This is a genomic window from Thalassobaculum sp. (assembly GCF_965223715.1).
GTDB lineage: Bacteria > Pseudomonadota > Alphaproteobacteria > Thalassobaculales > Thalassobaculaceae > Thalassobaculum.
This window is the reverse complement of sequence record NZ_OZ245012.1, coordinates 4,470,925-4,493,728: the sequence shown is the minus strand read 5'-3', so window position 1 is coordinate 4,493,728 and position 22,804 is coordinate 4,470,925. Positions and strand designations below refer to the sequence as shown.

Here is a 22,804-nt window from a genome sequence, read left to right as displayed (position 1 = left end):
CCACCCGTCGGCCGCGCCGCCGAACGGCGCGGCACCCTCGGTCGTCAGCCGCCGAATCGTTCGATGCCCGACCCCGCCGGTCTACTCCGCCGCCTGGGCCCGGACCCGCACGCCGCCGCGCGGGCCGGTGTTCATGCGGTCGGCGAAGTCACGGTCGAGCGGGCGGCCGTTGCGCAGGTTCAGCCAGAGCCGCCACAGGTCGCGCCGGCGCGCCTCCTCGGGCCAGTCCTCGAAGGCATTGCGGGCGTGCAGGATGGTGTGATTCGACAGGAGCTGAATGTCGCCCTGCTGGAACACCATGTCGTAGCGGAACGGCTTGCTCATGGCGAGCTCGCCCACCGCCTTCACCGCCTCCAGCGCCTTGCCCTCCAGCGGCTGGCCGGCCTTGCGCATGCCGTCGATGATGGTCTTCTCGTTGTAGCGGCAGGACATCCGGCCCTCGAACCACGAGAAGACCGGGACCTTGTGGAAGGTCGTCTCGTCCGGGTTGTCGGTCGCCCCCTCGCCGCGCAGGTCGAAATGGAAGCCCGCCATCAGGTAGGGCAGGTAATCGGGGTGTTCCTTGGCGATGTGGTTGTAGACCGCCAGCGACGAGGCGATCAGGCTCTCGCCGCCGGACTTGGCCGGGTGACGGCACAAGAGGCCGACCACGTCGGCGGCGTCGCAATGGGCCTTGAGCTGGGCGCTGGTGGTGTAGCCGCGCACGTTCTTCGCCTGGTAGTCCCGGCCCTGGTCACGCACATGGCCGAGCAGGTGCCCGTCGGCGTTCTGCGCCACCGGCAGGCCGAGATGCACGCCGATCCCCCAATACAGCGCCAGCAGCGCGTCCTCGTCGTAGCGCTGGGCATCCAGGCCGCGCACCAGCAGGAAACCGCGGCCGTTGTCGATCTCATGGGCCCAGCCGGCGACGGTGTCGGCGAGGCTGGTCAGCGGAAAGTCGTCGCGCGTGAACCGCTGGGCGGTGAGACCCTTGGCGAGCACCGCCTCCACCGCCCGGTCCAGTTCGGCGATCTCGCCGTCCGTGAGATGGTGGATCCAGCGCTCGTCGCGCTCCAGATCCGCGGCCAACCAGACCGCCGGATCGTCGACGGGGCCGTCGGGCATGGCGATGGCAGGCGCGGGGGTGGCCATGGTTTCCTCTCCTTACGGCACGCTCCCTTGACGGAAGCGGATCACCCATAACGGGTAGCAATGCGGCTCTGACGGCGCTTATTGTTGCGATTAAATCATCACAGGGGACGAATGTCATGAGGCTGGATGGAAAGTCCGCCATCATCACCGGCGCCAGCCAGGGCATCGGCGCGGCCATCGCCGAAGCCTATGCGAAGGCCGGCGCCGAGGTACTGATCACCGCCCGCAGCCAGGAGAAGCTGGACACGATCGCCGCGACGATCCGTGCGGCCGGCGGCCGGTGCGAGACCTTCGCCGGCGATCTGAAGCAGCCCGACACCGCGGCCCAGGTCGTGGACGCCGCCCTGGCCACCTTCGGCAAGCTCGACATCGTCGCCCACAGCGCCGGGGCCACGAAATACGGCGACTTCTTCGACCTGACCGACGCCGATTTCGAGGACGGGTTCGCCCTCAAATATTACGGTGCGGTCCGCATGACCCGCGCCGCCTGGCCGCATCTGGTGAAGACACAGGGCTCGATCCTCAACGTGATCGGCGTCGGCGCTCGGGTGTCGGAAAAGAACTTCGCCATCGGCGGGTCGGTGAACTCGGCGCTGACCAACTTCACCAAGGCCATGGCCGACCGCGGCGTGCAGGACGGGGTGCGGGTGAACGCCATCCACCCCGGCCCGGTGCTCACCTCACGGATCCGCCAGCGGGTCGAGTTCATCATGCGCGACGAAGGCATCGACGAGGCGGCCGCGTTGGCAAAGATGGAGGCGAACTGGCGGGTCATGCGCCTGGGCAAGCCGGAGGATATCGCCAACCTCGCCGTTTTCGCGGTGTCGGAAGCGGGCAACCTTCTGCAAGGTAGCGTGATCGACATGGATGGCGGCGCCACCCGCGCCCTCTGACCCCGCCCAAGACCGCCCCGGTTCCTGCCCGAAGGTTCCCGAATGAGACAAGCTGGCCTCTGGTTCCTCACCCTGGCCCTGGGCGGTGCGGGCGGGTACGTGTTCTCGCTGCTCGGCGTGCCGCTGGCCTGGCTGCTCGGCAGCCTCGCGGTGGTGGCGGCGGTCGGCCTGAGCGGGTTCAAGCTGGCCATGCCGCCGGGCGGGCGGCAGGTCGGACAAGTGCTGCTCGGCTGCGCCATCGGCCTGACCTTCACGCCCCAGGTCGCCGCCTATGTCGCTGGCTTCCTGCCGGTGATGATCGGGGCCGCCTTCCTGTCCATCGGCTACGGAGTGCTGGCCGGCCTGGCCCTGCGCCGCACCTCGGGCACCGATCCGGCGACCGCCTTCTTCTCCAGCGTGCCGGGAGGAGTCGTGGAGATGTCGGTGCTGGCCGAGCGGCACCACGGCGACACCGCCTCGGTTTCGCTCGCCCAGTCCCTGCGCATCCTGCTGGTGGTGACCACGATTCCACCGATCGTCACCTTGCTCGGCCTGACCGGTTCCGACCCGTTCGAGCTGGTGGTCCTGCCGTTCCGGCCGCTCGGCCTCGTCGTGCTGCTGGCGGGCTGTGCCGCGCTGGGCTGGCTCGGCGGGCGTCGCAAGATCGCCAATGCCTGGTTCCTCGGCCCCATGCTGGTCGCCCTGGTCGTGTCCATCTCCGGCACCGTCCTGTCCGGCGTGCCCACGGAGCTTGTCAATTTCGCCCAGGTGGTGATGGGCGCCACCCTGGGTCTGCGCTACCAGCGCGACCGGGTGATCGCCCTGCGCCGGTTCCTCGCCCCGGCCTTTCTGTCCACCGTCATCCTGGTCGGGCTCAACGTGGCGACCGGCGTGGTGATCGGGCTGCTGGTCGGGCTGCCGCCGGTCACCATGGCTCTGGCGATCTCTCCTGGCGGCATGGCCGAGATGAGTATCACCGCCAAGATCCTGCATCTGGGCGTGCCGATCGTCGTCGCCTTCCACGTGGTGCGGATCTTCCTGGTGATCGGCTTCACCGGACAGGTCTACAAGCGGATCTTCCTGCCGCGCGCGTAACCAAAGTTAGCGGTTTGACGGGCCCCGTGGCGGCTCCTACGCTTTCTCCCAACAAGCAAATTGTGCTCCATGGGAGGAGACGATGGCCGTTCAGGACACTCTCGACGTCACCCGTGCGCTCGGCGATTTCGCCGCCGGGCTGACGCTTTCCGACATTCCGCAGGACGTGGCCGAGCGGGCGAAGACGCTGATCCTCGACACCATGGGCATCGCCGTGCGCGCCCAGCACGAGGCGCCGTCCACACCGGCGCTTATCGCCGCCGCCCGCGCGCTCGGCTATGCCAACGGTTCGGCCCGGGTGGTCGGCAGCCGCGACGGCTGGACCCCGCCGGGGGCCGCCTGGCTGAACGGCGCCCTGGCCCACAGCCTGGATTTCGACGACACCCATGCCGGCGGCTCGATCCATCCGTCGGCACCGATCGTGCCGGCCGCCTTCGCCGCCGCCGAGATGTCGGGCTGCGACGGCGCCACGGTCCTCGCCGCGATCATCGCCGGCTACGAGGTGCAGATCCGCCTCTCCCTCGCCCTCAATCCGATCGACCATTACAACCGCGGCTACCACCCGACCGCCACCTGCGGCGTGTTCGGCGCAGCGGCGGCGGCCGGGCGCTGCCTCGGCCTGTCCGGCGAGCAGATCGCCAGCTCCTTCGGCCTCGCGCTGAGCCAGGCCGCCGGCAGCCTTGAGTTCCTCGCCGAAGGCTCCTGGAGCAAGCTGTTCCAGGTCGGCTGGGCGGCCCAGAGCGGTCTGGTCGCCGCCCGCCTCGCCGCCGAGGGCTTCAAGGCGCCGCAGCACGGCATCGACGGCACGCGCGGCTTCCTCGCCCTCTACGCCCCGAACGCCACGCCGGCCAAGGCCTCAGCCGGTCTGGGCAGCGTGTGGGAGACGCTGAACATCGCGGTGAAGCCCTACCCGTCCTGCCGCTACAGCCACGCGCCGATGGACGCGGTGATGGAACTGCGCGCCGCCAACGACATCAAGGCCGAGGAGGTCACTTCCATCCGCATCGGCCTGCCGGCCAACGGCATGACCATCATCGGCAGCCCGATCGAGATGAAGCGCAAGCCGGTCACGGTGGTCGACGGCCAGTTCTCCATGCCGTTCCTCGCCGCCGCCTCCCTCCGTCTCGGCGGGTTCGGCTGGGACGACTACAAGACCCATCTGACCGACAAGACGACGCTTGAGCTGACGAACAAGGTCTCCTGCGAGCTGGATTCCCGCTGCGACGCCGCCTTCCCGGCGAACATGGCCGGATCGGCGACCATCGAGACGACGCGGGGGACGTTCCAGACCTTCGTAGAGGTGCCCAAGGGCGAGCCGGACAACTGGCCGAGCGAGGCCGAACACCGGGCCAAGTTCGACGCCCTGGTCGGCCCCTATCTGGCGCCTGAGCGGGCCGAGGCCCTGGCGGAGGCGATCCTCTCGCTCGACCGCCAGACGGCCATCGCCGGCGTGCTCGACCTGACCCGCCCGGCCCCGCAGGCAGTCCGCGCGGCGGGTGAGGAATGAGCGCATCCGCAGGCGGCGCCAAGAAGGAAGGGGACGGCCGGTACTACGAGGACTTCACCGTCGGTGAGGTCTACGAGCACTGGCCGGGCCGGACCATCAACGAGGCCGACAACACCTGGTTCACCCTGCTGACCATGAACACCCATCCGGCCCATTTCGATGCGGAATACGCCGCGGGGACCGAGTTCGGGAAGCTGCTGGTGAATTCCTGCCTGACCCTGTCGATCGTGACCGGCATGACGGTGCGCGACACCTCCCAGCGGGCGATCGCCAACCTGGGCTGGACCGACATCAAGATGCCGGCCCCGGTCTTCGTCGGCGACACGCTCTACGCCAGTTCGGAGATCCTGGAGACGCGGGAGTCGAAGTCGCGCCCGCATCAGGGGATCGTCCGCTTCGCCACCACCGGCCGCAAGCAAGACGGCACGGTGGTCATGACCTATGAGCGCACCATCCTGGTGCCGAAACGCCCGCAGGAGAGTTGAGATGGCGGTGGCGGACGACCAGAGCGCGCTCGACGAACAGGAAGCCCTGATCCTCGACGCGGTCGACCGGTTCCTGGAGCGCGACGTGCGTCCGGTCGCCCACGAGTTGGAGGCCCGCGACGAGTGGCCGGCCGAGATCGTGGAGAAGATGAAGGATCTCGGCCTGTTCGGCGCCACCATCGGCGAGGAATATGGCGGGCTCGGCCTGTCGGCGGCGACCTACTCCAAGATCGTGGAGCGGGTCTCGGCGGTGTGGATGTCGGTCTCCGGCATCTTCAACAGCCACCTGATCATGGCCCAGGCGGTCGAGCGTGCCGGCACCGAGGAGCAGAAGCGCAAGTGGCTGCCGAAATTCGCCAGCGGCGAGCTGCGCGGCGGCATCGCCCTGACCGAGCCGGATGCCGGCACCGACCTGCAGGGCATCCGCACCCAGGCGCGCAAGGACGGTAACGGCTACCGGGTGAACGGCACCAAGACCTGGATCTCCAACTCGGTGCAGGGCCACGTGCTCGCCGTGCTGGTGAAGACCGATCCCCAGGCCGAGCCGCGGCACAAGGGCATGTCCCTGATGCTGATCGAGAAGGGCGAGGGTGTCGCCGTCTCCAAGCTGGAGAAGCTCGGCTACAAGGGCATCGATTCCGGCGAGCTGGTCTATGACGACTGCTTCGTGCCGGCCGACAACCTGATCGGCGGCGAGGAAGGCCGCGGGTTGCAGCAGATCCTCGGCGGGCTGGAGCTGGGGCGGATCAACGTGGCCGCCCGCGGCGTCGGCATCGCCCGGGCCTGCCTGGAGGAGAGTGTGCGCTACGCCCAGCAGCGCAAGACCTTCGGCAAGCCGATCGCCGAGCACCAGGCGATCCAGTTCAAGCTGGCCGACATGGCGACCCAGGCCGAGGCCGCCCGCCTGCTCGTCGAGCAGGCGGCCAAGGCCTATGACCGGGGCGAGCGCTGCGACCTGGAAGCCGGCATGGCCAAGCTGTTCGCCACCGAGGCCGCCGTCCACAACTCCCTGGAGGCCATGCGCCTGCACGGCGCCTACGGCTATTCCAAGGAGTTCAACATCGAGCGCTACTACCGCGACGCCCCTCTGCTGGCCATCGGAGAGGGCACGAACGAGCTGCAGCGCATCATCATCGCCCGCCAGCTCGTCGCCCGGTCGCCGGCCTGACAGTCCGTCCGCGCGATCCGATCCGTCCTGCATCCGATTTTGATCGGATTTAAATCGCATTCCTTGCAATCGGTGCTACCGTTGATCGACGGCAGCGGTTCGATGCAGCGCAACCGCTGGTGAGAGGGCGATCGCGCGAGGCGGAGCGGGATGATCGAAGCCTCAGATGCCGAGGACAGAAACGCCGAGCTGAGCGCCTGGTCGACGCGTACCCCGACGCTGGCCTATGCCATCGGGCTGACGCTGGTGGCTCTGATCACCACGGTGATCTGGTTCACCACGATCTACATGATGTCCACCCAGGACCACCTGGCGGCCGAGATCAATGTGGCCGGCCGCCAACGCATGCTGACCCAGAAGACCGCCTTCCTGACGGCCTCCCTGCCCTCGGCCTCGACCGCGGAGGAACGGGCGGCGCTGATGACCGAGATCTCGGCCTGCGCGGACATGCTGGAACGCGCCCACAGGATCATGCTGTCGCGGGACACGCAGATGCTGCAGGCGACCGCGGCGGAGGGAACGGACTGCGTCCCCGGAACCGTGGAACCGACGCCCCTGGGCGAGATGTCGGCCGAGCTCCGCGCCGCCTATTTCGAGGATCCGCAGCCGGTCGATCCCATGCTCACCTTCTATGTCGGGCTGTTGCGCACCCTGATCGCCCTGCCGCCGGGCGCCGCCGATCAGGTGGAGCGGGCCCGGGAGGCGATCTTCGGCCTTGCCCATCGCGACCTGCCCCGGCGGCTCGACCATGTCGCCCAGATCATCCAGCGCGAGGGCGAGGACCATCTGCAGCGCCTGGTGTTGACCAAGACGCTGATGTGGGCTGCGACGCTGGTGCTGCTGGTGCTCGAAGTCCTGTTCATCTTCCGTCCCATGGTCCGGCATATCGAGCGCACCATTCTGTCGATCCGCGACATGACCTTCTCCCTGGCCGAGCGCCGCCGGTCCGAGCAGGAGCTCCAGATCGCCAGCGACGCCAAGACCCGTTTCCTGGCGCAGATGAGTCACGAACTGCGCACGCCGCTGAACGCCATCATCGGCTACTCCCAGATGCTGACCTCCGCCGACAGCCTGGGCGTCACGCCGGAGAAGCGGCGGGAATACGCAGGCGACATCCGGGCCTCGGGAGAGCATCTGCTCGATCTGGTCACCGACCTGCTGGACCTGTCGCGGATCGAGACCGACACAATCGTCGTCAACCGGGACATCGTGGATGTCGGCCGGGTGGTCAGCGGCGTGGCGGCGATGATGCGCAACCAGGCCCATCAGCGGCACCAGGAAATCGCGGTGGCGCGGCCGGACTTCCTGGTCTCCGCGCGGATCGACGAACGGCTGCTGCGCCAGGCGCTGATCAATCTGGTCGACAACGCGGTGAAGTACGGCCGCGACGGCGGCCATGTCCGCGTCACCTACGGCCAGCCCGACCAGGACGATGTCGAGATCGTGGTCGAGGATGACGGCATCGGCTTCGACATGCGGGACCTGCCGAAGCTGATGGAGCCTTTCGCCCGCGCCGAGAGGGATCCGGGCATCGCCCCGGACGGGTTCGGCCTCGGGCTGCCGCTCGCCCGGCGCCTGATCGAGCTGCAGGACGGCACCCTGTCCATGCGGAGCGCGCCCGGCCGGGGCACCCGGGCCGTCATCCGTATCCCGTCGGTGGAGCGCCCCTATCGGCCGGAGAGCAAAACCGGCTGAACGGCTCAGCGGTGCGACGGCGGCACCCAGTCGGCGGCGGGCCGGTTCCAGAACCGGTTCGGGTTGTCCTCGTCGCGGCCGCGCACATGCAGGCTGCGCAGCGCCGGGGCGAGCAGGATCACCGGCTCCTCGTAGGGATGGGCGCCATAGACCGCCTCCAGCACGGCCGTCACGTCGGCCGATTCCGGCAGGAAACAGCTCAGCCGCTGGCAGGGCACCGTCACGGCATCTCCGGTCGCGGCATTGCGGCCGGTTCCCAAGGACCGGAACTGCTGCCGGCCCGGCAGACTGCGAAAGGCCACCCGGTCGTAGTCACCCCAGCGCAGCGGCACCACCGTCAGGATCGCGTCGACCACCGCGTCGGCCCGTTCCTCGGGCACCTCCACGGTCAGCGTATATCCGGTCTGTGTCGTGAAGCGGCCGGTCTCAAGGGTCGGGAACACGGTCGATCTCCTCGCGGGTCAGGGAGAAATGGCGGGCGAAGGCGGCATAGCCCTGGTCGGTGACGCTCAGCACCCGCGGGGCGCCGCGGCACAGCCAGCCCTGGGCCAAGGCATGGTCCATCAGGGCGGTGCCGAGTGGGCCGGCGAGATGCGGCCGCCGCTCGGTCCAGTCGAGACAAAGCTTGGCGGCCTGCGGCCGCCCGGGCGGTCGTCGGATGCCGAGATCGGCGAAGAAGCCCGGATCTGCGATCGCCACCGTTTCCTGCTGCAGGGCCACCACCCCCTTGGCCATGAGGGTGTCGAGCATCAGGACGCCGAGGCGGCCGGCGATATGGCTGTAGCAGCTGCGCGCGCCAAGCAGGTCGGACGCGCCAAGGCTGCGCCGGGCGCGGTGCAGATAGGGCTGCGGTGTAAGGCCGCCGAGCCGTTCCAGCAGCTCCGCCACCTCCCCTGAGGCGAGCCGGTGATAGACCGAACGGCCGGAACGCAGGGACACGGTCAGCCCGGCCTCGGCCAGGTGACGCAGATGGGCGGTCGCCGTCGGCTCGGCGATGCCGGCGGCCGCGGCCAGCTCCTTGTTGGTGAAGGCCCGGCCGTCCATCAGCACGCAGAGAATCTTCGCGCGGGACGCATTGGCCAGGGCGGCGCCGATCAGTTCGAATTGCGCGGTCAGGGTCATGGGCGGATCATGACGCGCGGGCCGGCCAAGGCAATTCGGAACGCTTCGCGAAAGCCCGAAGGGTTCCTATAGCAGGGCGGAGACGCGGCGGCCGATCTCCAGCGCCAGCACCGCGAGGCTGACGGTCGCCCCCGCCAGCGGCAGCCAGATCGGCAGGTCCGGCGCCTCCGGCGGGGTCGGGCCGCGCCGCTTCAGCCGCCAGAGCGCCAGATTGCACAGGGTGAAGACCGCAAGCGTGACCAGCGAGGTGGTCCCGGCCAGGGTGGCGATGGGGAAGCTGAGGGCGAGCGTCAGGATCATGCCCACCACCAGTACCGTGGCGATCACCGGGGTGTGGGTGGTCGGATGCACCCGGCCGAGCACGGCGGGCAGCGAGCCCTGGCGCGACAGGCCGAACAGCACCCGCGAAGCCATGACCATCTGCACCAGCACCCCGTTCACGGTCGCCAGCACGGCGATGGCGCCGAGCAGCCGGGCATCCCCGCCTCCGGCCGCATAGACCAGGGCGAGCGGCGCCTGCGAACCGGCCAGCTCGACCAGGGGCAGCACCGCCAGGGCCGTCACCGAGACCGCCAGGTACAGACCGCCGGCGATGACCAGGGTGGCGACGATTGCCAGCGGCATGGTGCGGGCCGGCTCCTTCACCTCCTCGGCGACGTTGACGATGTCCTCGAAGCCGATGAAGGCATAGAAGGCGAGCACCGCCCCGGCGAAGACGCCGACCAGTGGGAACGGCGCGCTCGGCGCCAGGATCTCGGACACCGGCAGGCCGCGCTCGCCGCCAACGGCGATGCCGGTGGCGATCACCAGCAGCAGCCCGCCGATCTCCACCAGGGTCAGGACGGCGGCCGCAAGGGTCGATTCCGCGATGCCCCAGATCGCGAGCCCGCCCAGGGTGACGCAGAGCACGACGATGGCCAGCGCTTCCGGGACGGCGACCAGGGTGCGCAGATAGCCCACCCCGCCGACCACCACACTCGCCGCCGAGATGATCCCGGCGATCGCGACCATCAGGCCCACCAGCAGGGACAGCCGCTCGGACGCGAAGGCCTCGCGCACGTACAGCGCCTCGCCGGCGCTCTTGGGCATGCGGGCCGACAGCTCGGTGAAGGACAGGGCAGTGGCCCCGGCCAGCAGGGCGGCGAGCAGGAAGGCGAAGGGCGTCCAGGCACCGGCCCGCGCCGCGACCTCACCGATCAGCACGTAGATGCCGGCACCGATGGTGGTTCCCACGCCGTACAGCGTCAGCAGTCCGGGCCCCAGGCGGCGGGCGAGTTCGGTCTCGGCGGTCATGTCGCCAGATTAGCCGGTTTCCGAACCCGCATCTTGCGCCAGATCAAACCGCCGGACGCAATCGTGCCGCCCGCTTCAGGAGCTATCCGGAAGCGCCAGCCGGATGACGCCCTTGGCAGTGCGGATGTCCACGGGCTTGCCCTTGCGCAGCACCTGAAGGGCGCCGCGGTCCTGCAGGGACGCGGCCGCCGCCCGCACGGCGCGCAGCAGCGGCCGCCAGGTCTGGGTCTCGTTCGGGTTGCCGCCGGCGGCGCGCGCCACCTCGTCCGGGCTGATCGACCTGCCCGGCCCGCTCGCGGCGCACCGTTCCAGGATCAGGGCCTCGAGGCGCTCGACAGTTGCTTCGTTCGGGTCACTTGCCATATAGCCAGCATAGTCCGACAGGCGGGGAGGACCAGAAGAATGCTGGGCACCATCGACGCGGTCATCATCGGTGTGCTCGCGTTCACCGGAGGACACTTCCTTCTCTCCTCCGCACCGATCCGCGACCGGGCCGTCGAGGCGATCGGCGAGGAGAAGTTCCGGGGCCTGTATTCCCTCGTCATGCTGGGCGCTCTGGTCTGGCTGATCCTGGCCTATCGCGACGCGCCCTATCTGGAGGTCTGGCTTCCCTCCGCCGCCACCAAGTGGATCCCCAACATCCTGGTGCCGCTGGCCTGCATCCTGCTGGTCTCCGGCATCACGACCCGCAGCCCGACCTCGGTCGGCGGCGAAGCCATGCTGGCCGAGCCGACCACCTTCAAGGGCATCCTGACGATCACCCGCCACCCCTTCCTATGGGGCACCGGCCTGTGGTCGCTCGGCCATCTGGCGACCAACGGCGACCTCGCCTCGATCCTGCTGTTCGGCGCCATCGCGGTGTTGTCCTTTGCCGGGATGCCGGCGTTGGACGCCAAGCTGCGCCGCAAGGTGGACAGCGCCTGGGGCCCCGTGGCGATGACCACCTCCATCGTCCCGTTCCTCGCCGTCATCCAGGGCCGCACGCGGCTCGACCTCGCCGGCATCGGCTGGTGGCGCCTGGGTCTGGGCGTGCTGGTCTGGGTCCTGCTCTACGGCGCCCACCCCTACTACGCCGGGGTCTGGCCGCATCCGGGGTGAGGCCAGAACCCGCCTCGTCAGACGCGCCGTCCTGCTGCTAGTCTCGGGACCTTTCCCACCGGTACAGGCGGCACGTCATGCCCTCCACCACCCCTCCGATCTTCGACGGCCATAACGACGTCCTGCTCCGCCTGCATCGCAAGGACGCGGCTGACGCGGCCGCCCAGTTCGTGAAGGGCGACAATCGCGGCCATCTCGACCTGCCGCGCATGCGCAAGGGCGGGTTCGGTGGCGGCTTCTTCGCCGTGTTCGTACCCTCGCCGCGGAACCCGGACGCCGACGACTTCACCGACTCCATGCAAGGCGACAGCTACGACCTGCCGCTGCCGGCCGAGCTGGAGATCGGCTACGCCCAACCCATCGCCCTGGAGATGATGGGTCTGCTGTTCCAGATCGAGAAGGAGAGCGAGGGCGGCTTCACCGTCTGCCGCACCGCCGCCGACATCCGCGAGGCCCTGGCGCGCGGCTCGGTCGCAGCCATCCTGCATATCGAGGGGGCCGAGACCATCGATCCGGAATTCCGCTCCCTGGAGGTGCTGTACCAGGCGGGCCTGCGCTCCATCGGCCCGGTGTGGAGCCGGCCGACCGCCTTCGCCCATGGGGTGCCGTTCCGCTTTCCGGGCAATCCCGATACCGGCCCGGGCCTGACCGATCTCGGAAAAGAGCTGATCCGGCGCTGCAACGAGATGCGGGTGATGATCGACCTGTCGCACCTGAACGAGGCCGGGTTCTGGGACGTCGCCAAGCTCAGCGACGCGCCGCTGGTGGCCACCCATTCCAACGCCCATGCGCTCGGCGCCAGCACCCGCAACCTGACCGACAGGCAGCTCGCCGCGATCCGCGAGAGCGACGGCATGGTCGGCGTCAACTTCGCCACCTGCTTCCTGCGCGACGACGGGCAGATGAACGCCCAGACCGGGCTCGACGTGATGATGCGCCACTTCGACCACCTGATCGAGCATGTGGGCGAGGACCGGGTCGGCTTCGGCTCCGACTTCGACGGGGCGACGATCCCGGGCGATATCGGCGACGTGGCGGGGCTGACGACCATGCGCCAGGCGATGCGCGACCACGGCGTGGACGATGCGCTGATGGAGAAGCTGTGCTGGGGCAACTGGGTCCGGGTGCTGGAGAAGACCTGGGGCGCGTGACGCCGTCCCGCCGGACCGACCAAAAGGAGACCCCATGGCGACCGACACCCCGCTGCTGTTCCAGCCGCTGACCATCCGCGGCGTGACCCTGCCGAACCGGGTCGTGCTGTCACCGCTCTGCATGTACTCGGCCAAGGACGGGCTGGCGAACGACTGGCATTTCTCCCATCTCAGCGCCTTCGCCCGGGGACGGACCGGCCTGGTGTTCACCGAGGCGACGGCGGTCCGGCCGGAGGGACGGATCACCCACGGCTGCTGCGGGCTGTGGACCGATGCCCAGGCCGAGGCCTATGCGCCGATCGCGGCGTTCATCTCAAGCACCGGCATGATCCCGGCGGTGCAGCTCGCCCATGCCGGCCGCAAGGCCTCGGTGGCGGAGCCCTGGACGGGCGGCAAGCCGCTCGGCCCGAACTCCCCCAGCGATGCCGAGCCGTGGCAGACGGTCGGCCCCTCGGCCCTGCCGGTGGGCGACGACTGGCCGGTGCCGCATCCGCTGTCGGCGGCGGAGATCGGCGATCTTGTCGACGCCTTCGCCGCCGCCGCCCGGCGGTCGCTGGCGGCCGGGTTCAAGGTGGCGGAGATCCACGCCGCCCACGGCTACCTGCTCCACAGCTTCCTGTCGCCGCTCACCAACCAGCGCAACGACAGCTACGGCGGCGACCGGGCCGGCCGGATGCGCTTCCTGCTGGAGGTGGCCGAGGCGGTGCGGGCGGTCTGGCCGGAGGAGCTGCCGCTGTTCTGCCGGATCTCGGCGATCGACGGACCGCAGGAGGGCTGGTCGATCGAGGATTCTGTGGCACTGGCTGCCGAGCTGGCGGCGCGGGGCGTGGACGTGGTCGACTGCTCGTCCGGCGGGATCGCCGGGCCGCCGGCCTACCGCGCCGACTATGCCGGCAAGCCGCTGCAGCGCGCGCCGCGCGGGCCGGGCTTCCAGGTGCCCTTCGCCGAACGCCTGCGCCAGGAGGCCGGGGTGAAGACCATGGCGGTCGGCGTCATCACCGACGCCCATCAGGCCGAGGAGATCCTGCAGCAGGGCCGCGCCGACCTGATCGGGATCGGCCGGGAGCTGATGTACAACCCGTTCTGGGCCCTACACGCCGCCGAGACGCTGGGCGCGGATCCCGAGTGTGCGCTGTGGGAGACGCAATACGGCTGGGCCATGGTCCGCCGCTCCGAGATCGCCGCCAGCGGCGGGAAGCGGTAGGGGCACCTCTGCTCTCCCTTCCAATACCGTCATCCCGGCGGACTCCGGACCTGATCCGGAGGCCGGCCGGGACCCACAGTTCGTGCGGCTGGGTCCCGGCCCGCTCCCGGGTCGAGCCCGGGATCGTCCGGGATGACGGAGACGGGCGATGAGGGAGTGGGCGTGTCGAAGGGTCGGCGAGCGCGTTACTCGACGTAGATCATCTTCTTCGTCATCCCGCCGTCGATCACCAGATTCTGGCCGGTGATGAAGCCCGCGCGGTCGTCCAGCAGGTAGAGCACCGCCTCGGCGATGTCCTCCGGGCGCCCGACCCGGCCCGCCGGATGCTGCTCGCGGTCGGCATCGCTGTGCTCGGGATCGCGCCGCTTGGACGCCTTCTGCCAGGGTCCCGTCTCGATCCAGCCGGGAGAGATCGCGCTCACCCGGATCGGCGGGGTGTTGCGGTCCTCTCTCGTCCCGAGCGACATGGCGAGCGCATGGGTGACCGCCACCACACCGCCCTTGGCGGCCGAATAGGCTTCCGTGTCCGGCTCGCTCATCAGCGCGCGGGAGGAGGCGATGTTCACGATGGCCCCACCGCCGGCCGCCCGCAGATGGGCCGCCCCGTGCTTGGCGGTTGCAAGAATGCTGACCAGGCTGACGTCCAGCACCGTGCGAACGGCGTCCAGGTCCAGGCTCTCGACCGGGCCGTTGGCGTTGATGCCGGCATTGTTGACGATGGCATCCAGACGGCCGAAGCGGTCGACCGTGCGGGCGATGGCGTCGGCGACCACCGCCTCGTCGCCGACATCGCCGGCGACGGTCAGGATCGTGTCGGGCAGTTCGGCCAGGGCCTCGGCGTCGATGTCGATCGCCGTGACGTTCCAGCCGGCGGCGGACAGGGCCAGCACGACCGCCCTGCCGATGCCCTGGGCGCCGGCAGTGACGAGTGCGACCCTTTCCGCCATGGCGGCCTTACCCCTGCAGCATCTTCTTCAGACGCAGGCGCAGGGCGTTCAGCTTGATGAAGCCGGCCGCGTCCTTGTGGTCGTAGTCGGCGACCGCGCTCTCCTCGAAGGTCACCCAGTCGGCGGAGAACAGGCTCTTCTCGGCCTTGCGGCCGACCACCATGGCGTTGCCCTTGTAGAGCTTGAGGGTCACCGTGCCGGTCACCGCCTGCTGGCTGAAGTCGATCGCCGCCTGCAGCATCTCGCGCTCCGGCGCGAACCAGAAGCCGTTGTAGATCAGCTTGGCGTAGCGCGGCATCAGCTCGTCCTTCAGGTGCCCCATCTCGCGGTCGAGCGTCAGGCTCTCCATCGCCCGGTGGGCGACGTGCAGGATGGTGCCGCCCGGGGTCTCGTAGAGGCCGCGGTTCTTCATGCCGACGAAGCGGTTCTCCACCAGGTCGAGGCGGCCGATGCCGTTGGCCCGCCCCAGCTCGTTGAGCTTGGTCAGGATGGTCGCCGGGCTGAGCTTCTCGCCGTCGATTGAGACGGGGTCGCCCTTCTCGAAGCCGATCTCCACGAAGGTCGGCTTATCGGGCGCCTCTTCCGGGGCGATGGTGTTGGACCAGATGTAGTCGGCCGCCTGTACCGCCGGATCCTCCAGGACCTTGCCCTCGGAGGAGACGTGCAGGAGGTTGGCGTCGACCGAGAACGGCGCTTCGCCGCGCTTGTCCTTCGGCACCGGGATCTGGTGCTTCTCGGCGTAGTCGATCAGCGCGGTGCGCGAGCCGAGGTTCCACTCGCGCCACGGGGCGATGATCTTGATGTCCGGCTTCAGGGCGTAATAGCTCAGCTCGAAGCGGACCTGGTCGTTGCCCTTGCCGGTCGCGCCATGGGCCACGGCGTCGGCGCCGGTCTCATTGGCGATCTCGATCTGGCGCTTGGCGATCAGCGGCCGGGCGATGGAGGTGCCCAGCAGGTAGGTGCCCTCGTAGACCGTGTTGGCCCGGAACATCGGGAACACGAAGTCGCGCACGAATTCCTCGCGCACATCCTCGATGTAGATCTCCTTGATGCCCATGAGCTTGGCCTTCTCGCGGGCCGGCTCGATGTCCTCGCCCTGGCCGAGATCAGCGGTGAAGGTCACGACCTCGCATCGGTAGGTGTCCTGGAGCCAGCGCAGGATGATGGAGGTGTCCAGGCCACCGGAATAGGCGAGGACGACTTTCTTCACGGACTGGGTATCGGACATCGCTTGCTCAAGGCTCCCTTTCGGCGCACCCCGCCCCCAAGGCGGCGCGCGACATTGCTGCGCGGCGTTGTAAGGGGGCGGCCGGGACTCGGCAAGGGGGCGCGGGGCCGGAAGGGCTCGGGTCAGTCGCGCGGCAGGCGGATCGTCACACGGGTGCCGGCACCGGGCCGACTGTCCACAGTCAGCGTTCCCCCATGCAGGCCGATCAGCGCGTTGCTGAGCGGCAGGCCCAGGCCGGTCCCCTGTCCGCCCGACGCGCGATCCTGTTCGAACGGCCGCATGAGCCGCGGGATCTCCTTGGGATCGATGCCGATACCGGTGTCGCGCACGGTGATCACCACGGCGTCCGGTTCCTCCTCGGCGCTCAGTTCCACATGACCGCCGGCCGGCGTGAATTTGATGGCGTTGGCCAGCAGGTTGATCAGCACCTGCTTGATCGCCCGGGGATCAATCCGCAGGGTCAGGTTGGGATCGACCGGCACCACATCGAGATGCAGTTCGCCTTCGGTCACCCGGCCGCGCATCATCCGGACCGCCCGGTCGATCACCTCGGCGAGAAGCACATCCTCGATGACCAGGCTGTACTTGCCGGCCTCCACCTTCGACATGTCCAGGATGTCGTTGATCAGGCTGAGCAGGTGGCCGCCGCTGGAATGGATGTCCTCGGCATATTCCCGGTAGCGGTCCGCACCCAGCGGCCCGAAGGCCTGAAGCTTCAGGATCTCGGAGAAGCCGAGGATCGCGTTCAGCGGGGTGCGCAGTTCGTGGCTCATATTGGCGAGGAACCGTGACTTGGTGCGGCTCGCCGCCTCCGCCCGTTCCTTTTCCACGGTGAGCTGCTCGGTCACGACGGCCAGCTCTGCGGCGTGCCGTTCGGCGTCGGCGCGGGCACTGTCGAGCTCGGCCACCCGGGCGCGCAGCACGGCTTCCTTCGCCTTCAGCTCGGTGATGGTGGTCCCGGCGATGATGATCCAGCCGTCCGGCGTCCGCGTCTCGCTCATCATGCTGACGGCGCCGCTGTCGTACCAGCGCTCGAACAGCAGTGCCTCCCGCTTCTGCCGGTGCAGCTCCAGACGCTCTTCGATATCGATCTCGCGGCCGTCGAAGGTCGTGACCACGTCGGCCTTGGCCGCCGCACTTCGGGCGCAGGCCTCGAAGGTGATGCCGGGCTGCAGCAGGTCCTCGCCGATCACCTGCCCATAGGCACGGTTCCAGACGACCAGACGGTCGTTCGGGTCGAAGATGGCGACCCGGATGTTGATCGATTCCAGCGCCCGATGGAGAACCTCGCGCTGGCGGATGATCTCGGTGACCTCCGAGCCGATGCAGACCTGGCCGCCTTCGCGGGTCCGGCGCTCGCGCATGCTGAAGCTGCGCCCGTCGGGGAGCTCGATCTCGTAGGTGTCGTCCTGCTCGGAGATCCGGGTCTCCTGGCGCCATCGGGCATAGTCGCGGCTGACCGAGGTCGAGTCGTTCCGGCCGGAGGCCTCCATCAGCTCGGCGAACCGGCGGCCGATCACGGCGTCGAGCTCCTGCAAACCGAAGATCTCGATCCAGGCCTCGTTGCAGAGGACCAGCCGGTCCTCCCTGTCGAACAGGGCGAAGGGGTCGGGGCTGGCGATGAAACTGTCGACGAGGCGGGCCTCGGCCGATTCGGCCCGGCGCTCCGCATCCTTCAGCCGACTTGTGCTCTCGGTCTGCGGAACCGCATCGCTCCAGGTCACCAGGATTCCGTGACGGTGCCGGGCGAACCGGACGCCGATCGCCTGCCGGCTATGGGCGGCGGTGGCGTCAAAAGCGCAGTCGACGGGTCGGCCGTCGCGCATCACCGCCTCGGCGAGCCGCAGCGGGTCGCGGCCGATCCAGCCCACCAGACGCCGCACCATGCTGGCGCCGACCAGGGAGTCCTTTTCCAGGTCGAGAAGGCAGAGCGCGCCCGGCGTCACATCGGCGCACAGCAGATCCCGGACGGCGCGATCATCCCGGCGCAGGGGGGACAGCAGCATGGCGCCGAGGAAGGCGGAGTCGAGCGTATCGGCCGCGGGCATCAGCGCGTTGTGCAGACCATCCGTTGCATTTTCTAGAACCGCCAACTGAACCGACACCGTTGAGCCCAACCCGAGGCGTCTGTGCGCCTGCCTGTATTCTCGTTACATGCGGTTAAAATTCTCTGAATTCGACTTCCGGTCATGGATCCGGGGCACCGGCGGCAGCCAGAGGGTCACCTCGGTGCCCTGCCCGACCGCGCTGTCGATCGACAGGGTGCCGCCATGGGCCTCCACCAGCGCCTTCGACAGGGACAGGCCCAGACCCGTCCCTTCCTGGCCGCGCCGGGTCATGTCGGACATCTGCTCGAACGGCTTCATCAGCCGATCGACATGCTCCGGCGGGATGCCCGATCCGGTGTCCTCGACCTGCATGGTGAAGCCGTCTTCATCGCTGCGCACGCGGATGGCGATCTCACCGCCGGCGTCGGTGAAGCGGATGGCGTTGGCCAGCAGGTTGATCAGCACCTGCTTGATCGCCCGGCGGTCGAAGTCGCAATAGACCGGCTCCGGAGGCAGGTCGACCACCAGGATCAGGCCGGCCTCGGCCACCCGTCCCTTGATCATGCGGCGGACCTCATGGACCAGATCGTCCACCGCGTTGGTGGTCAGCACTGGCTCGTACTTGCCAGCCTCGATCTTCGCCATGTCGAGCACGTCGTTGATCAGGCTGAGCAGGTGGTGGCCGCTCGCATGGATGTCGTCGGCATAGCCCCGGTAGCGCTCATGGCCGACCGGACCGAAGGTCTCGTTCTTCAGGATCTCGGAGAAACCGATGATCGCGTTCAGGGGCGTGCGCAGCTCGTGGCTCATATTGGCCAGGAACTGCGACTTGCTCCGGTTGGCGGCTTCCGCCCGCTCCTTCTCGGTATGCAGGAGCTCGGCCATGGCGGTCGCCCGGGCGGCGTGGTGCTCCGCCTCCTTGCGGGCCCGGCCCAGATCCTCGACCCGGTATTCCAGGGCAAGTTGGTGGCCCTTCAGCGCGGTGATGTCGTGACCGATCAGCACCCGGCCCAGCTCGTGGGTCATGTCCTCGTGCACGCGCAGGGTGCGGCCGGTCTCCGCCACCAGCTCGAGCTCGAAGCGCTGCCCGGCGACCGCCTCGCGGGCGACCAGGTCCTCGGCCTTCAGCAGCGCGCCGCTGCGCGACTTCATGGTGACGCTGGCCCCGGCAATGGCCCGCATCACCGCCGCATAGGGCATGCCCGCGGTCAACACGAGGCCCGAGGCCAGGTCGGCCAGGCGGCTGTTCCAGACGGTCAGGCGCTGGTTGGCGTCGAACAGGGCGAAGGCCTGACCGATCGCCTCAAACGCCTCGCCGATCCGGCGACGACTGCGCTCGGCCTCGGTGATGTCGCGGGCGGTGAAGATCCGCTCGCCCGCCTCGGTCTTGTGGAAGCGAGAGAGGACGACCCGGCCGTTCCTCAGATGGATGACCGCCTCCTCCGGGGTCTCGCGCTGGCGATGGGCGAACCAGTGTTCGACCCAGGCCTCGGGGCTCGGGAACCCGGCGGCGGCATGGTCCACATGGTCGGCGCGGGCCTGGATGATATCCCAGGCGCTCCGGCCGATGACGTCGCTCAGCCGGTCGATGCCCATGGTCTTCAGCCACGGGTCGTTGGCCACGACGAGCCGGTCCTGCGGATCGTAGACCGCCACTAGGTCCTCGCCTTGATCGAGCCAGGCGCGGAACCGCCCATAGGCGATGGCCGCCCGCCGATCCTCGGCGGCCTTGTCCGCCGGTGACGCCGACAGGTACCAGGCGACATAGTCGCCGATGGGAACGATCTTGACGGTGGCGATGGACACCTGTTCGTCCTGGCCATGAACCGCGATGCCCGCCACGCGCGCCATCCCGTCTCCCAGGACATCGAGGGTGTGGGACAGGGCGGTCCGGTTGTCGCCGGAGAGCAGGGCGTCGATCGCGCGTCCGACCAGATCCGGCCCGTCGGGCGCCAGCATCCTGCGGGCGGCCGCGTTTGCGGCGATACAGGTCAGGCGACGCTGGGGGGCCGACAGGACGAGCACGGCCTGATCAAGCGGATCGATCACCGCCTGCAGCGTCGAAACATCCCAGTCGTCATCCCGTTGAGACGGCGATCTCACAATACAGCCTGCTGTTACGGCCATGCATTGTCTGGCCGGGGACAGAGTGCCGCCGCGAAAGCTAAGAACCGGTTAAGGAATTGGCGACGGGGCGTGAAAACCGCCCCGTCGCACCACCGGATGCTCAGCTATTCATTGCGCAGCATGGGTGCCGGCCGCTGGCCGAGCGCCCGCCAGGTGCCGACGAAGCCGAAGGAGACCGTGATGCCCATGGCCAGCAGTGCGGTCAGGGCGAGCACGCCCGGAGGCAGGACGAAATCGCCCCGCATCACTTCCACGACGACCGCCGCCGCGGCGACCGAGCCGACCAGCGAGGCGATGGCCGCCGTCGCCAGTCCGAGCAGGCCGTATTCCAGCAGGTAGGTCTTCACGATCCGCCCGCGGGTGGCGCCCAGCACCTTCAGGATGACCGCGTCGCGCACCCGTCGCGCGTGCCCGGCGGCGATGGCCCCTGCCAACACCAGGGTGCCGGCGACCAGGGTGACGGCCGCGGTCGCCTTCACCGCGACGGACACCGCGCTCAGGATCCGGTTCGCCCCCTCCAGCGCGTCCTTCACCCGGATCGCGGTCACGTTCGGCAGCGCGTCGGTGACCGCCCGCTGCACCTCCGCCTCCAGAGCCGGATCGTCCACATGCACGGTGGCGATGACCGAGTGGGGGGCGGCTTCCAGGGTGCCCGGGGCGAACACGAAGGTGAAGTTCATGCCGAGCGAACCCCAGTCGATCTTACGCAGGTTGCCCACCTCCACGGTGATCGGCCGGCCGAGGATGTTCAGGGTGATCGTGTCGCCGATGCCGATGCCCATGCCCCTGGCGATGTTCACGTCGAAGGACACCAGCGGCGGACCGGCATAGTCGGCGGGCCACCAGCTCCCCTCCACCACCTCGGAATTCTCCGGGGGGGTGGCCGAATAGGTCAGCCCCCGGTCGCCGCGCAGCACCCAGGAGACGTCCGGGGCGATCTCGACCTGATCGGCCGGGACCCCGTTGATCTGGGTGATGCGGCCGCGGACCATCGGGGTGGTCTGGATCTCGCCGACCCCGTCGATCCCGCGCAGGATCTCCAGGAACCGGGCCTCCTGATGCGGCTGGATATCGATGAAGAAATAGGCGGGCGCCACATCCGGGATGCGCTCGTCGACCTGGCGCGACAGGTTCGCCTGGATCAGCGCGATGGTCACCAGCACGGTGAGGCCGAGGCCGAGCGCCAGTACCACGCCGGGGGTCGGCGCGCCCGGGCGGTACAGATTGGCCAGCGCCATCCGCAGTTCCGGATCGCGCGGCCGGCCGGCCTTGCGCGCGGCGGTCATGATCACCCAGGAGGCGGCCAGGAACAGGGCGATCGCCCCGACCGAGCCGATGATGAACCAGGTCGCGAGCCTGGGATCGGTCGCGGTCGCGATCGCCAGCCCCACCAGCACGCCGACGGCGACCACCAGCGCAACCAGATAGGGCAGGCGCGGCCGGCCGGCCAGCGGCGAGATCGCGGAGCGGAAGAGCTGCGCCGCCTTCACGTCGCAGGCCCGGCCCAGCGACCACAGGGAGAAGGCCACCGCCGTCAGCATGCCGAACAGGGCGGCGAGCGCCAGCGGCATCGGATAGACGGCGACCGGCACGTTGAACGGCAGCAGCGGAGCGGCGAGCGTGGCCACGGCGAGCGGTCCCAACGCTCCGACGATCAGCCCGAGGACGGTGCCGACCGCCGCCAGGATGCAGACCACGAGCAGATAGGTGCGGAACACCAGCGCGCTGGGCGCGCCCAGGCATTTCAGAGTGGCCACCGTCTCGGTCTTGCCGTCGAGATAGCTGCGCACCGCCATGGCGACGCCGACCCCGCCGACCAGCAGCGCGGTCATGCCCACCAGGGTCAGGAACAGGGTCACCCGGCTCACGAAATTGTCGTAGCCCGGGGTGGCGTTCTCCAGCGAGCTGACCCGCCAGGCGGCATCGGGGAAGCGCTGTTCCAGATCCGCGAGCCAGGCCTGCCGGTCGGTGCTCTTCGGCAGGACGATCCGGTAGTAGTGGCGCACCATGGAGCCGACCTGGACCAGCCCGGTCTCGGCCACCGCGTCATCGGAGATCATGAGCCGCGGACCGAAGCTGGCGAAGTTGACCAGACGGTCCGGCTCGGCGGTGATCAGCGCCCGCAGCTCAAGCGTGGCCTCGCCCAGGCGCAGCCGGTCGCCGACCGCCATGTTGAGGCGCTCGGCCAGGCTGGCGTCCGCCACGGCCCCGTAGACGCCGTCGCGCTGGGCCAGCGCCCGCTCCAGGGTCAGTTCCCGATCCAGGGCCAGGGTGCCGACCAGGGGGTAGAGGTCATCGACCGCCTTGAGTTCGACCAGCGAGTTGTCGCCGCCGGCCTCGGAGCGGGCCATGGCGCGCATCGACACGACGGTCGAGACGTCGCCGGACTGGCGCAGGTAGCTCAACGCCTCCGGGTCGGCCGGTCGATGCACGATGCGCAGGTCGACATCGCCGCCTAGGATGCGCCGTGCGTCGCCCTCCAGCCCGGACATCATGGCCGAGGAGACCGAGCCGACGGCGGCGATCGCCGCCACGCCCAGGGCGAGGCAGGCGAGGAAGATGCGGAAGCCTTTCAGGCCGGTGCGCAGCTCGCGGCGGGCGAGGCGCAGGGCCAGCGGACCGGTGCGCATGGG

At 69.1% G+C, this 22,804-nt stretch carries 19 protein-coding genes; 9 read left to right on the top strand and 10 right to left on the bottom strand.

The features are described 5' to 3' along the window. Window positions 1-81 precede the first annotated feature (81 nt). On the bottom strand, window positions 82-1,131 hold the full coding sequence (locus ACOQOP_RS20775) for a TauD/TfdA family dioxygenase (protein WP_420563726.1): 1,050 nt from the start codon (window positions 1,129-1,131) through the stop codon (window positions 82-84). Window positions 1,132-1,247: 116 nt separating this feature from the next. Between ACOQOP_RS20775 and ACOQOP_RS20770 the strand changes: the two genes are divergently transcribed. From ACOQOP_RS20770 to ACOQOP_RS20745, 6 genes are all read left to right on the top strand, one after another. Beyond that, the gene (locus tag ACOQOP_RS20770; protein WP_420563725.1) at window positions 1,248-2,024 is read left to right on the top strand and encodes an SDR family oxidoreductase; all 777 of its coding nucleotides are present in this window, start codon (window positions 1,248-1,250) and stop codon (window positions 2,022-2,024) included. Between the two features lie 42 nt (window positions 2,025-2,066). Further along, entirely contained in the window at window positions 2,067-3,098 is a 1,032-nt protein-coding gene (locus ACOQOP_RS20765) for an AbrB family transcriptional regulator (protein ID WP_420563724.1), read from the top strand. An 82-nt stretch (window positions 3,099-3,180) separates the two neighbouring features. Then, a complete protein-coding gene (locus tag ACOQOP_RS20760) occupies window positions 3,181-4,605 on the top strand; it encodes an MmgE/PrpD family protein (protein WP_420563723.1) in 1,425 nt (474 codons plus the stop codon). Beyond that, window positions 4,602-5,090 carry a MaoC family dehydratase gene (locus ACOQOP_RS20755; protein WP_420563722.1) on the top strand — a complete coding sequence of 163 codons (489 nt, stop codon included), beginning with the start codon at window positions 4,602-4,604 and terminating at the stop codon, window positions 5,088-5,090. The genes ACOQOP_RS20760 and ACOQOP_RS20755 overlap by 4 nt, the downstream gene beginning before the upstream one ends. Before the next feature lies 1 nt (window position 5,091). Further along, on the top strand, window positions 5,092-6,258 hold the full coding sequence (locus ACOQOP_RS20750; protein WP_420563721.1) for an acyl-CoA dehydrogenase family protein: 1,167 nt from the start codon (window positions 5,092-5,094) through the stop codon (window positions 6,256-6,258). A gap of 150 nt (window positions 6,259-6,408) precedes the next feature. Then, window positions 6,409-7,953, top strand: a complete 1,545-nt coding sequence (locus ACOQOP_RS20745; RefSeq protein WP_420563720.1) for an ATP-binding protein — start codon at window positions 6,409-6,411, stop codon at window positions 7,951-7,953. 5 nt (window positions 7,954-7,958) lie between these two features. Here ACOQOP_RS20745 and ACOQOP_RS20740 read toward each other — a convergent pair whose 3' ends face one another. The 4 genes from ACOQOP_RS20740 to ACOQOP_RS20725 all read right to left on the bottom strand — a co-directional run bounded on the left by ACOQOP_RS20740 (window position 7,959) and on the right by ACOQOP_RS20725 (window position 10,731). Next, window positions 7,959-8,396 (bottom strand): hypothetical protein, encoded by a 438-nt coding sequence (locus tag ACOQOP_RS20740; RefSeq protein ID WP_420563719.1) that lies wholly within the window; start codon window positions 8,394-8,396, stop codon window positions 7,959-7,961. After that, window positions 8,380-9,075 (bottom strand): ArsR/SmtB family transcription factor, encoded by a 696-nt coding sequence (locus tag ACOQOP_RS20735; protein WP_420563718.1) that lies wholly within the window; start codon window positions 9,073-9,075, stop codon window positions 8,380-8,382. The genes ACOQOP_RS20740 and ACOQOP_RS20735 overlap by 17 nt, the downstream gene beginning before the upstream one ends. 66 nt (window positions 9,076-9,141) lie before the next feature. Further along, complete coding sequence (locus tag ACOQOP_RS20730) at window positions 9,142-10,368, bottom strand: APC family permease (protein ID WP_420563717.1); 1,227 nt, start codon at window positions 10,366-10,368, stop codon at window positions 9,142-9,144. 75 nt (window positions 10,369-10,443) lie between these two features. Beyond that, window positions 10,444-10,731 carry a DUF3253 domain-containing protein gene (locus ACOQOP_RS20725; protein WP_420563716.1) on the bottom strand — a complete coding sequence of 96 codons (288 nt, stop codon included), beginning with the start codon at window positions 10,729-10,731 and terminating at the stop codon, window positions 10,444-10,446. Between the two features lie 39 nt (window positions 10,732-10,770). On the opposite strand from ACOQOP_RS20725, the gene ACOQOP_RS20720 reads away from it, so the two are divergent. From ACOQOP_RS20720 to ACOQOP_RS20710, 3 genes are all read left to right on the top strand, one after another. Continuing rightward, complete coding sequence (locus ACOQOP_RS20720) at window positions 10,771-11,466, top strand: NnrU family protein (RefSeq protein ID WP_420563715.1); 696 nt, start codon at window positions 10,771-10,773, stop codon at window positions 11,464-11,466. Between the two features lie 77 nt (window positions 11,467-11,543). Further along, complete coding sequence (locus tag ACOQOP_RS20715) at window positions 11,544-12,617, top strand: dipeptidase (RefSeq protein ID WP_420563714.1); 1,074 nt, start codon at window positions 11,544-11,546, stop codon at window positions 12,615-12,617. A gap of 34 nt (window positions 12,618-12,651) precedes the next feature. Then, on the top strand, window positions 12,652-13,821 hold the full coding sequence (locus ACOQOP_RS20710; protein ID WP_420563713.1) for an NADH:flavin oxidoreductase/NADH oxidase: 1,170 nt from the start codon (window positions 12,652-12,654) through the stop codon (window positions 13,819-13,821). A gap of 185 nt (window positions 13,822-14,006) precedes the next feature. Here ACOQOP_RS20710 and ACOQOP_RS20705 read toward each other — a convergent pair whose 3' ends face one another. The 5 genes from ACOQOP_RS20705 to ACOQOP_RS20685 all read right to left on the bottom strand — a co-directional run bounded on the left by ACOQOP_RS20705 (window position 14,007) and on the right by ACOQOP_RS20685 (window position 22,801). After that, window positions 14,007-14,768, bottom strand: a complete 762-nt coding sequence (locus ACOQOP_RS20705) for an SDR family NAD(P)-dependent oxidoreductase (RefSeq protein ID WP_420563712.1) — start codon at window positions 14,766-14,768, stop codon at window positions 14,007-14,009. A 7-nt stretch (window positions 14,769-14,775) separates the two neighbouring features. Then, on the bottom strand, window positions 14,776-15,996 hold the full coding sequence (locus tag ACOQOP_RS20700; RefSeq protein WP_420563711.1) for an argininosuccinate synthase: 1,221 nt from the start codon (window positions 15,994-15,996) through the stop codon (window positions 14,776-14,778). 122 nt (window positions 15,997-16,118) lie between these two features. Then, the gene (locus tag ACOQOP_RS20695; protein WP_420563710.1) at window positions 16,119-18,044 is read right to left on the bottom strand and encodes an ATP-binding protein; all 1,926 of its coding nucleotides are present in this window, start codon (window positions 18,042-18,044) and stop codon (window positions 16,119-16,121) included. Between the two features lie 102 nt (window positions 18,045-18,146). Beyond that, window positions 18,147-20,093 carry an ATP-binding protein gene (locus ACOQOP_RS20690; RefSeq protein ID WP_420563709.1) on the bottom strand — a complete coding sequence of 649 codons (1,947 nt, stop codon included), beginning with the start codon at window positions 20,091-20,093 and terminating at the stop codon, window positions 18,147-18,149. Between the two features lie 182 nt (window positions 20,094-20,275). After that, on the bottom strand, window positions 20,276-22,801 hold the full coding sequence (locus ACOQOP_RS20685; protein WP_420563708.1) for an ABC transporter permease: 2,526 nt from the start codon (window positions 22,799-22,801) through the stop codon (window positions 20,276-20,278). Window positions 22,802-22,804: the final 3 nt, after the last annotated feature.